13 protein-coding genes are annotated in these 12166 nt (G+C 70.4%); 5 read left to right on the forward strand and 8 right to left on the reverse strand.

Features of this window, described 5'->3' with window-relative positions; all coding sequences use genetic code 11:
* Positions 1-95 precede the first annotated feature (95 nt).
* Entirely contained in the window at positions 96-557 is a 462-nt protein-coding gene (locus AX669_RS02280) for a hypothetical protein (protein ID WP_062256296.1), read from the forward strand.
* Between the two features lie 321 nt (positions 558-878).
* Here the strand turns inward: AX669_RS02280 and AX669_RS02285 are convergent, their stop codons facing one another.
* Positions 879-1574 carry an ABC transporter ATP-binding protein gene (locus tag AX669_RS02285; RefSeq protein ID WP_062256297.1) on the reverse strand — a complete coding sequence of 232 codons (696 nt, stop codon included), beginning with the start codon at positions 1572-1574 and terminating at the stop codon, positions 879-881.
* A gap of 94 nt (positions 1575-1668) precedes the next feature.
* A complete protein-coding gene (locus AX669_RS02290; RefSeq protein ID WP_062256299.1) occupies positions 1669-2766 on the reverse strand; it encodes an FtsX-like permease family protein in 1098 nt (365 codons plus the stop codon).
* Positions 2767-2917: 151 nt separating this feature from the next.
* Here AX669_RS02290 and AX669_RS13520 point away from each other — a divergent pair, with 151 nt between their 5' ends.
* Positions 2918-4309 (forward strand): sensor histidine kinase, encoded by a 1392-nt coding sequence (locus tag AX669_RS13520; protein ID WP_062256301.1) that lies wholly within the window; start codon positions 2918-2920, stop codon positions 4307-4309.
* Positions 4306-4938 carry a response regulator transcription factor gene (locus AX669_RS02300; protein ID WP_062256304.1) on the forward strand — a complete coding sequence of 211 codons (633 nt, stop codon included), beginning with the start codon at positions 4306-4308 and terminating at the stop codon, positions 4936-4938. The genes AX669_RS13520 and AX669_RS02300 overlap by 4 nt, the downstream gene beginning before the upstream one ends.
* Before the next feature lie 21 nt (positions 4939-4959).
* Here AX669_RS02300 and AX669_RS02305 read toward each other — a convergent pair whose 3' ends face one another.
* The 4 genes from AX669_RS02305 to AX669_RS02320 all read right to left on the reverse strand — a co-directional run bounded on the left by AX669_RS02305 (position 4960) and on the right by AX669_RS02320 (position 9046).
* Positions 4960-5469 (reverse strand): NUDIX domain-containing protein, encoded by a 510-nt coding sequence (locus AX669_RS02305; RefSeq protein ID WP_062256306.1) that lies wholly within the window; start codon positions 5467-5469, stop codon positions 4960-4962.
* A complete protein-coding gene (locus tag AX669_RS02310) occupies positions 5466-6605 on the reverse strand; it encodes an AI-2E family transporter (RefSeq protein WP_062256308.1) in 1140 nt (379 codons plus the stop codon). Before AX669_RS02310 ends, AX669_RS02305 begins: the two co-directional genes overlap by 4 nt.
* Positions 6606-6617: 12 nt before the next feature.
* On the reverse strand, positions 6618-7253 hold the full coding sequence (locus tag AX669_RS02315) for a ScbR family autoregulator-binding transcription factor (RefSeq protein WP_006943449.1): 636 nt from the start codon (positions 7251-7253) through the stop codon (positions 6618-6620).
* Positions 7254-7321: 68 nt separating this feature from the next.
* Positions 7322-9046, reverse strand: coding sequence for an FAD-binding dehydrogenase (locus tag AX669_RS02320; protein ID WP_062256310.1), 1725 nt, complete (start codon positions 9044-9046; stop codon positions 7322-7324).
* A 209-nt stretch (positions 9047-9255) separates the two neighbouring features.
* Between AX669_RS02320 and AX669_RS02325 the strand changes: the two genes are divergently transcribed.
* Positions 9256-9786 (forward strand): GtrA family protein, encoded by a 531-nt coding sequence (locus tag AX669_RS02325; protein ID WP_006943451.1) that lies wholly within the window; start codon positions 9256-9258, stop codon positions 9784-9786.
* An 80-nt stretch (positions 9787-9866) separates the two neighbouring features.
* Here AX669_RS02325 and AX669_RS02330 read toward each other — a convergent pair whose 3' ends face one another.
* Positions 9867-10646 (reverse strand): polyprenol monophosphomannose synthase, encoded by a 780-nt coding sequence (locus AX669_RS02330; RefSeq protein ID WP_038569692.1) that lies wholly within the window; start codon positions 10644-10646, stop codon positions 9867-9869.
* A gap of 160 nt (positions 10647-10806) precedes the next feature.
* Here AX669_RS02330 and AX669_RS02335 point away from each other — a divergent pair, with 160 nt between their 5' ends.
* Positions 10807-11700, forward strand: coding sequence for a hypothetical protein (locus tag AX669_RS02335; protein WP_156444894.1), 894 nt, complete (start codon positions 10807-10809; stop codon positions 11698-11700).
* Here the strand turns inward: AX669_RS02335 and AX669_RS02340 are convergent.
* Entirely contained in the window at positions 11651-12136 is a 486-nt protein-coding gene (locus tag AX669_RS02340; protein ID WP_156444895.1) for a hypothetical protein, read from the reverse strand. The genes AX669_RS02335 and AX669_RS02340 overlap by 50 nt on opposite strands.
* Between the last annotated feature and the right edge of the window lie 30 nt (positions 12137-12166).

Consider the following 12166-nt stretch of genomic DNA (forward strand, 5'->3'; position numbering starts at 1 on the left):
GGCTTCCCCCCGGTGCTCCCCCACGCCCGCGCTGCGGCACCGCACCACGTCGACATTGCGACGTCAACACCACGCCAGATCGCCCGCGAGCGCTCATGGCCGACGCACAGGATCTCGACATCACCCACCCACACGCGAGCGCGAACGTGGGGGACGTGGAGAACACGACGGTGACACGAGTCCTGACGGTGGCAGGCGGCGTCCTCGCAGCCTGGATCCCGGTGCTCTACCTGCGCCTGGACGCGCAGCGCGTCGACCCTGCGAGCATCGCGGCGTGGTTGGGGCTCGACGTGAGCGAACTCCTCGCCCTCACCGCACTCGTTCTGGCCACCAGTCGACGCGCCGCGGCCACCCGGCTCATCGGGCTCGTCGGCGCGACGCTGTTCGTCCTCGACGCCGTCACGGACATCGCGAGCGCGACCACGACAAGTTCGCTCGCCACCGCCGTCGCCATGGCGCTCGCCGCCGAGATCCCCGTCGCTCTCGGATGCCTACGCCTCGCCCTGATGCATGACGCGCCGGCCACGACGACGCAGCTGGCTCACGTCAACTCCTGACCAACGCCGGCGCGAGAACAGGCGCCAGCTCGAACTCCCGTCCCCAACCGCGATTCGCGTCCCCATCTGCGAATCCCGTCCCCAACGACTCGCCGACCTCACACCTACCGTCGAGACGCCGAAACCACGAGGCGACGCCACCGTGAGACGCCGCAGCCACGAGACGACGCCACCGTGAGACGCCGCAACCACGAGACGACGAACGCCGGCCGGATGCTTGTCGCATCCGGCCGGCGTCATGTTCGCCTACGCCCGATTCCTCGCGTCGTCTCCGTCGAGGCGATCAGGCGCCGAGGCCAGCACTACGACGAGGCGCCGACATCAACCCTGCGTCGGGGCCGCCTCGAGCGTGCGCAGGCGACCGTCGACCATCTCGTGCAGCGAGTCGACGGCGTCGAGGGTGTGCAGGTCGTGCGTCACCATGATGGTCGCGGCCTGGTGTTCGTGCGTCACCTTGCCGAGCAGTTCGACGACGGCGGTGCCGCGCTCGGTGTCGAGCGACGCGGTCGGTTCGTCGACGAGCAGCAGCTTCGGCTCGTTCATCAGCGCGCGGGCGATGCCGACACGCTGACGCTGACCGCCGGAGAGCGCTGCGGGGCGGCGGTCGAAGACCTTCTCCAACCCGACGGCGGCGAGCAGTTCCTCGGCCCGCGATGCGGTGTCCTTGCCGTGACGCCCGGCGATGCGCGCAACGATCTCGAGCTGCTCCACGGACGTCAGCGACGCGATGAGGTTGCTCTGCTGGAAGACGAACCCGATCGACGACAGGCGCACCGCTGCGGCGTCCTTGTGCGAGAGCCCCGAGACGACCTTGCCGTCGATCGTCACGACGCCGGAGTCGGGCGTCTGCAGCAGGCCGGCGACGGCGAGCATCGACGACTTGCCGGAACCCGACGGGCCCGTCACCGCGGCGAACTCGCCCGCGGCGACGTGCAACGACACGTCGTTGACGGCCGTGATGCGCCCCGAGGCGCCGTCGGGGAAGGTCAGCGTCGCGTTCTTGACGTCGAGGCTCATCGGGCTGCTCCTGGCGCGGTGGTGGGGACGAGAGTGGCGTCGAGGCTCATCGCGCGGCCTTCGACACGAGGTACGGGTGCATGACGACGAAGGCTCATCGCGCGGCCCCCAGTGCGGTGTTGGGGTCGACGGTCACGATGCGGCGCACGCTGACGAGCGCGCCGAGCAGACCGAGAACGAACAGCAGCGCCAGCGGGACGAGCGTGGTGGTGAGGCTGAGGACGAACGGCACCGTGCCCTGCGCGAAGTAGCCGAGGACGGTCGCGACGATCGTGCCGAGGCCGCCACCGATGAGCAGCAGGATGGCGGCCTGACCCATGGCGTCACGCACGAGGTAGCCGGTGTGCGCGCCCATCGCCTTGAGGACGGCGAGGTCGGGCGTGCGTTGGATCGTCCAGACGGTGAAGAACGCGCCGACGACGAGGGCGGAGACGAGCATGAGCATGACGCGCATGAGCGTCAGCGAGCCGTTCTCGGCCTGGTAGGCGCTGATCGTGCCGAGCGACGTCTTCGGGTCCTGCACGTCGAGGCCGGTCGCCGAGGTGAGCGCGTCCTTCGAGAACCCGCTGCCCGTCTTGACGAGCGCGACGGTGCCCGAGCCCTGGCCGAGCAGGCTGGCGGCCTTCGCGTCGCTCTCCGTCATCCACACGACGGGCTGGTGCTGGTACGACGCGTCGTCGCTCAGCTTCTCGACGCGAACGCTCTTGTTGTTGAACGAGATCGACTCGCCCTCCTTGAGCGCGGCGTCCTTCGTGATCGTCTTGCCGACGACGACGGAGCCGTTCTTCACCCCCTTCGGCGCGGCGAACGAACCGCCCGGCACGGCGAACGAACCGCCCGGCACGGCGAAGACGGCGACCGCCGACGGCACACCGGAGACACTCGCGCGGCCCTGCGTGATCGTCAGCGGCGAGGCGTCGGTGACGCCCTTGACCGACTTGATCTTGTCGATGTCCTTCGCCTCGACGTGGGAGCTGTCATACCCGACCTTCTGCCCCTTCGCGGGGGCCGAGAAGCCGATCTGGTCGACACCGTGCGAGGGCAACGTGTCGATGGCCGACACGCTCTCCTTCCCGAGGCCGGCCGCGAGGCCGGTCAGCATGACGACGAGCAGCGTGATCAGGCCGATGACGCCGCCGATGAGGGCGAAACGACCCTTGGCGTACGCAAGGTCTCGAGTTGCGAGGAACATCAACCTCTTCTTTCGGCACAGGATCTCCAGGTTTTCTCCATTCCAGCGCGATTCACCCCTGCGCGCATCACCCAGGCAGTGGGAGAACGCATCAACCGTTCGGTTGACGTCCGTGCGCGTTCGACGCATCCACGCGGCAAAATGGACGGTGATGAGTACCACCGACCCCACCACCGACTCCGAACGCACCATCCGCATCATGCAGGCCGCGATGCACGTCCTGTTCGTCGTGCTGCTCGTCGTCGGGGTGATCCGGGCGCTCGCCGGAGACGCCTCGCCGTTCGCCGTCATCGCCGCGACGGTCGTGTTCACCGGCGTCTACCTGAGCGGCCTCGTCGTCGAACGCCGCGCGCGCCGCGCCCAGTCGCTGCGCGCCGCCCAGGATTCGCACACCGGCCAGGTGTGGATCATCGCGCTGACGCTCGCGTGGTGCCTGACGCTCGCCGTCGCGCCTGACTTCGCGTGGGTGGCGTTCGCGCTGTACTTCCTCGTCCTGCACGTCGCGATCCGGCCCATCGCTGCCGCCCTCGTGCCCCTCGTCCTCGTCGCGAGCGTCGCCGCCCTCGTCTCGCGCCCCGACGGACGCAACGTCGGCACCGTCATCGGCCCGATCATGGGGATGATCGTCGCGCTCGGCATCTCGTGGGTCTACGCCCAGCTGCGTGCGGAGAACACACGCCGCCGCGAACTCGTCACCCAGCTCGTCGCCGCGCAGGACGACGTGCTCGCGACGCAGGAGACGCTCGCCCTCGCCCAGCACCGCGCCGGCGTCCTCGCCGAGCGCGAACGCCTCGCCCACGACATCCACGACACCCTCGCGCAGGGCTTCTCCAGCATCGTGCTGCTGTCGCGCGCGGGTCTCGCCCGTAACCAGCACGCCCTCACCCAGCCCGCGAGCGCCCAGGCCACCCGCGACAGCGCCGCGCACGCCGGCGACGAGATGGTGCGCCTGCTCGAGCAGATCGAGTCGACGGCCGCGCAGGGCCTCGCCGACTCGCGCGAGGTCGTCCATGCCCTGACGCCGAGCGACCTGGTCGACGCGCCGTTGTCCGGCGCTCTCGAGCGCCTCACCGCGCGCCTGACGGAGCACACCGGTATCCGCGCCGACACGACCTGCGACGGCGAACCGCGCCCACTGCCGGCCCCAGTCGATGTCGCTCTGCTGCGCATCGCGCAGAGCGCCCTCGCCAACGTGCGCACCCACAGCAAAGCGCAGCGCGTCGGCGTGACGCTCAGCTACCGACCCGACGAGGTCGGCCTCGAAGTCATCGACGACGGCGTGGGTTTCACCGACGCCGACGTCGAACGCGCACCCCTGGGCGGCAGCGGATTCGGCCTGCGCACCATGCGTGAACGCCTCGATGCACTCGGCGGCCACCTCGAGATCGAATCCCAGCCCGGCGAGGGCGCCGCCCTCATCGCGACCATCCCCACCAGCGGCCCCTACAAGGCGGTGAGGCAGGAGAACACCCAGCCCGCCCCTGCCCTGACGGCCGGAGTCGAACCGCACGTGACACCCTCGACGGAAAGCAACCTCCGATGACGAGCGTCATCCTCACCGACGACCATCCCGTCGTGCGCGCGGGCCTACGAGCGCTGCTCGACGCGTCGGGCATCGACGTCCTCGACGAGGCCGGCGGCGGCGAGGAGGCCCTGCGCGTGCTCGACCGCCTCGCCGAGCAGGGGGTGCGCCCCGACGTCGTCCTCATGGATCTGCAGATGGGGCCCGGCCTCGACGGCGTCGCGGCGACGCGCGCCATCCGCGCCCGCGACGACGCGCCCCGCGTCCTCATCCTCACGACCTACGACACGGACGCCGACATCGTGCGCGGCGTCGAGGCCGGCGCGTCCAGCTACCTGCTCAAGGACGCACCGCCCGCCGACCTCGTCGAGGCCGTGCACCGCGCCTCACGCGGCGAGACGGTGCTCGCGCCCGCCGTCGCGGCGCGCCTCGTCAACCGGTTGTCCTCGCCCGCACCGACACTGACGGCCCGCGAACTCGACGTGCTCGACGCCGTCGCCGGCGGCGCGACGAACAAGGAGATCGCGAAGCACCTCTTCGTCTCCGAGGCGACCGTCAAGACGCACCTCGTGCATATCAACGAAAAACTGGGCGCAACCTCGCGCACCGAAGCGGTGGCACTCGCACGACGCGCCGGGCTGCTGCGCTGAGAAGCGCGCAGGGCTGAACCCTCAGTCGCCGCGCCCGACGACACGCCCCACGCTCGATGGCTGCCGCGCGAGGCGCACGGCGCGCTGGATGCGGCGCGTCGACTTGTCGGGGTGCGGTAGTTCGTCGAGCGCGAACCATCCGGATTCGAGGGCTTCGCTCGCCACCTCGACCTCGGGTCGCTCGTCGCACACGACGCGGAAGATGACGTCGACGTGCCGGATCTCCGGGTCGAAATCAGTGGCCACGACGCTGCCCGGCTCGATGTCGAGGCCCGTCTCCTCACGCACCTCACGCACGACGGCGTCCTGCGGTTGCTCGCCGGCGTCGATGAGGCCGCCAGGCAGCGACCATCCGCTGCGGTGCGCCTGACGCAGCGCGAGCACGCGCCCGTCGTGCTCGATGATGGCGACGGCGCCGGCGCTGAACGTCGGCTGCATGGCGTGCACGATGCGGTGGCTGAGCCCGGCGGGCAGCATCCGGTAGACGCGCAGCGCGGCCATCCGCAGCGCTCCGGGACGCTCGGCGTTCACATGGCCTCCTTGGCGCGGCGTTCGAGCTGACGTTCGTCGACGGCGTCGAGATCCTCGTCGCCGTGTTCCTCGAGATGGTAGCTGCGCATCACCTTGACCATGTTGTTGACGACGGCGATGAGCGGCACGGCCGTGAACGCGCCGAACGCCCCGCCGAGCAGCGTGCCGGCGCTCACGCCGATCAGGATGACGACGGGGTGCAGGTCGACGAACCGTCCGAGGATGAGGGGGTTGACGAGGTTGCCGAGCAGCTGCACGAGCACCGTGAGGATCGCGACGAGCACGAGCGCGGTGACGAGCCCGTTGCCGACGAACGCGACGGCGAACATGAGCGCCGCGGCGAGCAGCACCCCGACGAGCGGGATGAGCGAGCCGAGGAAGATGACGACGGTCAGCGGGACGGCGAGGGGCACGTCCGCGAACCAGAGCACGGGCAGCATCGCCGCCGCGTTGAGCAGGGCGAGCAGCACGAGCGAGCGCATGTAGACGACGAGGGTGCGCCACGCCGCCGCGCCCGCGAGGTCGACGTGGTTGTGCGCGCCACGCGGCAGCAGCCGCACGATCCAACGCCAGATGGAGCCGTCGTCGGCGAGCAGGAACAACGCGCAGAACAGCGTGAGCAGCAGCGCCGACAGCCCGCCCGTGACGATGCCGACGTGCGCCGCCGCCCAGCCGACGATGTCGGTCGTGTGGTTGCTCAGCGTCGTTCCGAGGTCGGTCGTGTAGCGGCTCGCGGAGGTTTCGTCGATCTTCAGCGGCCCGTCGACGAGCCAGTGCCGCGCGCCCTGCTCGGCCAGCGTCAGCTGTCGGGCGAACTCGCCGCTGGAGTCGTCGATCTGCGCCACGACGAACGCGATCAGCCCCGCAGCCGAACCGACACCGACGAAGAACGCGATGACCGCGGATGTCGTGCGCCCCACGCCGCGCCGCACCAGCCACGACACGATCGGAGCGAGGAGCGCCGCGAACATCACCCCGGTGACGAAGGAGACGGTGACGACGCCGAGACGCGTGACGCCCCAGAAGAACGCGAGCACCCCGACGGCGATGGCGAGCAGGCACACCGACCACCACGCGGCCACCCGCACGCCGTACGGCACGGCCTCACGCGCCGACACCACCTTCTGCTGTTCCATGGCTCAAGAGTGTCACGCGGTGGGGCGGGCGCGACGCAGCGTCACACCGGTGAGCGCTTCGGGCCTCACGAGGGTCGCCCCGGCGTGCGTCCAGCACTGTTCGATCTCGGCGTGCAGGCGCGACGACGGATCGCTCGCGCGTGCTGACAGGTGCAGCCCGAGGACGGTCGCACTGAGCATGCGCGCCACGACGCCCGTGTCGACCCCGGCATTGAGGCACCCCGCAGCGGCAACCTCGTCGAGCATGTCGCGGGTCGTCTCCTGCCACACCCCGAACGACGCCGGACGCCCCGCGCCGTAGGTCTCGCGCTCGATCGCGAGCCGAGCCGTCGCCTGGAAGATCGGGTCGTCGGCGAGCCCGTCACAGGTGAGGTAGCCGTAGTCGACGAGGCGTTGCACCGGCGAGCCCGCCAGGGCGGCGACGGCGTCGCGCAGCCACGTCGTGTGCGCGGCGAGGACGGCGTCGGCGACCTCTTCCTTCGTGTCGAAGTGGAAGTACAGCGCGCGCTTCGTCACGCCCGAGCGCGTCACGATGTCGGCGATGGTCGCGCCGGCGAAACCGTGCTCGGCGAATGCCTCGGCGGCGCCCGTCAGGATGCGAGCGCGCGTCTCGTGCGCACGCGCCTGGGTGATTTTCCGCTGCGCCACCGAGCCACCCCCTCATGTTCGTCTCGTATTTCGGCCTGCGGATTCAATCACGAATTGCTATGTCGTCGTCATGCCACTCGGGAGGCGGCCACCCCGGCCGCTCGCCCGGAGAACAGGCATCCTCCGAGGAACGTGCCCTCGAGCGCGTTGAAGCCGTGGACGCCTCCCCCGCCGAAGCCGGCGGCCTCACCGGCGGCGAACAGCCCCGGCACGACGCGGCCACGAGCGTCGAGCACGCGCGAGTCGAGGTCGGTCTGGATGCCGCCGAGACTCTTGCGCGTCAGCACGTGCAGCTTGATGCCGACGAGCGGGCCCTGCCGCTCATCGAGCACGCGGTGCGGCGCCGACACGCGCGCCAGCCGGTCGCCGAGGTAGCGGCGCGCGTTGTGGATCGCCATGACCTGCACGTCCTTGCCGTAGGCGTTGTCGACCTGCGCGTCACGCTCCTCGATCTGCCGACGCACGTGTGCCGCATCGAGCAGCGGCTCGTCCGTCAACTCGTTCATCTTCGCGACGAGCTCTTCGAGCGTCTCGGCGACGACGAAGTCCTCGCCGTGCTCGACGAAGTCGGCGACCGCTCGCGGCGCACCCTTCGCCAGACGCGCCCGCACGACCTCGCGGCGGCTCCCGGACGTCAGGTCGAGGTTCTGCTCCGAGCCGGAGAGGGCGAACTCCTTCTCCAGCATCGGTTGGGTGACGATGAACCACGAGTGGTCGTACGCGCGGATCGCCGGGTCGCTGCGCAGGTGACGCAGCGTGCCGCGCGTGTCGAAACCGGGCAGGCACCGCATCGGCATGCGACGTCCGATCGCGTCGAACCACAGCGGCGACGGGCCGGGCAGGATGCGGATGGCGTGCTGCGGCCACACCGGGTTCCAGTTTCGGATGCCTTCGGTGTAGTGCCACATCCGATCACGGTTGACGAGGCGCGCGCCCGCGTCCGCGGCGATCTCGAGCATGCGCCCGTCGACGTAGGCGGGCACCCCCGTCAGCATCGAACGCGGCGCCTCGCCGAGATCCGCCGGCCACCAGCGCCGCACGAGGTCGTGGTTGCCACCGATGCCGCCGCTCGCGACGATGACCGACGGCGCCGTGAACTCGAACCCGCCGACGACGTCGCGGTTCGAGGCGACACCGCGCTCCGCGTCGTCGGGAGCGAGGACGCTCCCGCGCACGCCGGTGACGGCGCGAGCACCACCGTCGGCAGGGGTCTCGACGATGAGTTCGTCGACGCGATGACGGTGCGCGAACGTCAGCAGGCCCCGGGCCTCGGCGTCGAGCACCTTCTCGACGAAGGGGCCGCTCACGCCCGTGCCGGTGCCCCACGCGATGTGGAAGCGGGGCACCGAGTTGCCGTGACCCCCGGCGCGACCGTCGCCTCGCTCGGCCCACCCGACCATTGGCGTGAGCTCGATTCCGTTCTCGCGCAACCACTCCCGCTTGCCGCCGGCCGCCCACTCGACGTAGGCGCGCGCCCAGCGCTTTCCCCAGACGTCCTCACCGAGGGGCTCACCGGACGCGTTCGCCTCACCCTCGAGGCGGTCCCACTGGGCGCTGCCGCACCAGTCCTGCCACGCGAGCTCGAGGCTGTCGCGCACCCGCAGGCGGCGCTGCTCGGGCGAGTCGACGAGGAACAACCCACCGAACGACCAGTGCGCCTGAGCGCCCAGATTGGCGCGATTCTCCTGCTCGACGACGACGACGCGGCGCCCCCGCGACGTCAGTTCGGCCGCCGCCACGAGACCTGCCAGCCCCGCGCCCACGACGATCGCGTCGAAACTCTTCCCGTCCATGCCCACCTCCAAAGTCTCGTCGCACGCACTGTCTCGGGACGACGCGTCACGTCGCGGCCTGTATCGAACGCCAGGGTTCGATGTGATGCCGATCACTGTACTCACGGGTTTTCGGGCGCATCGACGAACGACGAAAAGGCGCTGCGCGGCCGTCCGATGTGCTGACGTTCTCAGCCCGTCAGAAGGCGCAATGGGTAGCATCGGACGTTATGACCTCACGGACCGCAGCGGCGCGCCCCGACGAGACGCCCGCGGCCGGAGCGTCATCGCTCGGGGCCGACTCGTCCGGGCACCAGGCGACTACGGCGTCGTCCCCGCTCGCCGCGTTCTGGCGCGAGCTCAGCACGTTCGGCATCATCGGCGTGCTCAACATCTTCATCGACATGGGCCTGTACAACTGGCTGCGCGCCGGCCCGCTCGACGGCAAGGTGACGACCGCGAAGATCATCTCGGGCGCCGTGGCCACCGTGTTCGCATGGGTCGGCAACCGGTACTGGACGTTCCGTCACCGCGAGAACCGTCCGCTGCACCACGAGGTCGTGTTGTTCTTCGCCGTCAACGGTGTCGCACTCGCCGCCACCTCGGCCTGGGTCGCGTTCGCGCACTACGTGCTGGGGGCCCGCGGCGCGTTGTGGGAGAACGTGCACGCCCTCATCGGCATCGGAATCGGCACCATCCTGCGCTTCGTCGCCTACCGGACGATCGTGTTCGGCGCCGCCGCAGAGGATCCGAAAGCCTGACGCGCAGGAGCGGGATCAGGGGGCTGAGCGCCGTGCGCCCACCCGGGACACGAGGTGCCCGACCACATCACCCTCGAACGCTAGGACCGTCGCGCCCGCACCCGCGACAGGAGGTGCCCGGCCTGTTCGCGCCGCAGTTCGAGACCCCAGCCGGCGACGGCGAGCAGCGCCTCGCTGATGATGTTGCCCGACATCTTCGACGTGCCGAGTTCGCGCTCGCTGAATCGGATCGGGTGCTCGACGATGCGCGCCCCGGCCCGGATCGAGCGCCACGTCAGGTCGATCTGGAAGCCGTAACCGGCTGACGTCACGCTCGCGAGGTCGATCTGGCGCAGCAGCGTCGCGCGGTAGACGCGGAACCCGGCCGTCGCGTCATGGACTCGGGTGCCGAGCATCGCCTGGACGTAGACGTTGGCGCCGCGGCTGAGGATCTCGCGGTTCTTCGGCCAGTTGACGACGGAGCCGCCCTTGATCCAGCGGGAGCCGATGACGAGGTCGGCGCCGGCCGCGAGCGCGAGCATCGCAGGCAGTTCCTCGGCCGGGTGCGAACCGTCCGCGTCGATCTCGACGAGCGCGTCGTAGCCGCGCTCCAGACCCCACGCGAAACCGGCGAGGTAGGCCTTGCCGAGGCCCTCCTTGCCGCGACGGTGCATGACGTGCACGTGGGCGTCGGCCGCCGCCATCTCATCGGCGAGCTGCCCTGTCCCGTCGGGCGAGTTGTCGTCGAGGACGAGGATGTCGGCGTCGGGGACGGCACTCCGGATGCGCTCGACGATGACCGGCAGGTTCTCCCGCTCGTCGTACGTCGGCACGAGAACGAGCACTCGCTCGATCGGTGCGCGATCCGCTGCGTCGACCACCAAAGACCTCCCCACGAGCGCCAGGCGGGCGCCAGGCTGTGCATACCCTATCGGTGGCGACGGACAATGGAGCAATGAACCCAGCACGAATCGCCGTCGCCGGGCACCCGCAGGCCCTCGTGCGACGCACACCCCCCGGCCGGGCCGCATGAGCGCCGACATGAACGTGGGCACCGTCGCCGAGGCCGTCACGACGCTCTACGGCGGCGACCCGGCCGACTTCGTCGCGGTGCGCAAGGAACTCGCCGCAGCCGCACGTACCGCCGGTGAGCGCGATGCTGCCCGCGAGATCGCCGCGCTCCGCAAGCCCACCGCCGCGGCCGCGGCCGTCAACCACCTCGACGACGGCGCCATCAGCGACGTCCTCGCCCTCGGCGAACAGATGCGTGCCGCGCAGACCTCGCTCGACGCGGCCACGCTCAAGGAGTTGTCGGCCCGACGGCAGGAACTGCTGCAGCAGATCGTCACGCGGCACGACCTGAACGGCTCGCTCGCCGAGGCCGTGCGCGCCACGCTGCTCGCGGCGATCGCGGACCGGCAGGCAGCCGACGCCGTGGCGACCCGCGCACTCGTGCGGCCACTGAGCTACAGCGGGTGGGGCGACATCGACCTCACCGACGCCGTCGCGCACCGCGACGCGCCTGCGCGCCCCGCGCTGCGACTCGTCGCCGGCGGTACGCCTGCCCAAGACCGAATCCGCGGTGCTGCGGCCGCGACATCAGCCCCAACCGCTTCCTCCTCCGCGGATGGAGCCTCCCCGCAGGTCGCCGACACCCAGAGCCGGCGGGATGAGGACGAGCAGGAGAAAGCCGAACGTGAGGCCGCCGAGCGCGAGAGCGCCCAGAGGCGGCGGGCCGAGCAGGAGCAGCGCGAGAAGGCAGCGCTGGCCGAGATGGATGCCCGCATCGCGCGGTTGCGAGTCCGCGTCGAGGCGGCGCAGAAGGCCTACGACGCAGCGAGAGCGGCCCGCGACTCGGCGCGGGCCGCTCTCGAAGAGGCGTTGCTCAGGCGCTCTTCGATGCCTGGGGGAACATCGTCGAGCAGTAGCTCGTGAGGTCCTCGACGGCGCTGTTGTACGACGTCGTGTCGACCGTCTTCGCCGGCTTCTCCGCCTTCTTCAACGCATCGACCTGAGCCGCAGCTGCGTCGGCCTTCTTCTTGAACGACGCATCACCGGACTGCTTCCCGTCCGAGCGCAGCGAATCCGCGAGCGAACCCATCGTCTTCGTCGCCTTCTGCAGGTCGGCGTCCTTGTGAGAGTCGACGGCGTCGTTCCACGCCGCATTCGCCGAGACGACCTGGCTGTTCGACGAGATGCAGGCCTTGCGCAGCGCAAGTGTCGCGCCGGGCTTGCCGGAGGCCGAACTCGACTGGCTGACCTGCACGCTCGGGTCGTCGCCGCTGTTGCCGCAGGCACCGAGCGTGAGCGTCAGACCGGCGCAGGCACCGAGCACCGACAGCGTGCGGGCGGGTCGAAGAGGGAAGGTCACTGGGTCCTCTCAGGAAGGTCGGGGTGGGTC

The organism is Dermacoccus sp. CCH2-D9 (assembly GCF_001556795.1).
Classification (GTDB): Bacteria; Actinomycetota; Actinomycetes; order Actinomycetales; family Dermatophilaceae; genus Dermacoccus; species Dermacoccus nishinomiyaensis.

What these genes read in the sequence shown, in the direction of transcription:
- AX669_RS02280 (WP_062256296.1), top strand. Translation starts at nt 96, where the DNA reads ATGGCCGACGCACAGGATCTCGACATCACCCACCCACACGCGAGCGCG.
- AX669_RS02285 (WP_062256297.1), bottom strand. Translation starts at nt 1,574, where the DNA reads ATGAGCCTCGACGTCAAGAACGCGACGCTGACCTTCCCCGACGGCGCC.
- AX669_RS02290 (WP_062256299.1), bottom strand. Translation starts at nt 2,766, where the DNA reads ATGTTCCTCGCAACTCGAGACCTTGCGTACGCCAAGGGTCGTTTCGCC.
- AX669_RS13520 (WP_062256301.1), top strand. Translation starts at nt 2,918, where the DNA reads ATGAGTACCACCGACCCCACCACCGACTCCGAACGCACCATCCGCATC.
- AX669_RS02300 (WP_062256304.1), top strand. Translation starts at nt 4,306, where the DNA reads ATGACGAGCGTCATCCTCACCGACGACCATCCCGTCGTGCGCGCGGGC.
- AX669_RS02310 (WP_062256308.1), bottom strand. Translation starts at nt 6,605, where the DNA reads ATGGAACAGCAGAAGGTGGTGTCGGCGCGTGAGGCCGTGCCGTACGGC.
- AX669_RS02320 (WP_062256310.1), bottom strand. Translation starts at nt 9,046, where the DNA reads ATGGACGGGAAGAGTTTCGACGCGATCGTCGTGGGCGCGGGGCTGGCA.
- AX669_RS02325 (WP_006943451.1), top strand. Translation starts at nt 9,256, where the DNA reads ATGACCTCACGGACCGCAGCGGCGCGCCCCGACGAGACGCCCGCGGCC.
- AX669_RS02335 (WP_156444894.1), top strand. Translation starts at nt 10,807, where the DNA reads ATGAACGTGGGCACCGTCGCCGAGGCCGTCACGACGCTCTACGGCGGC.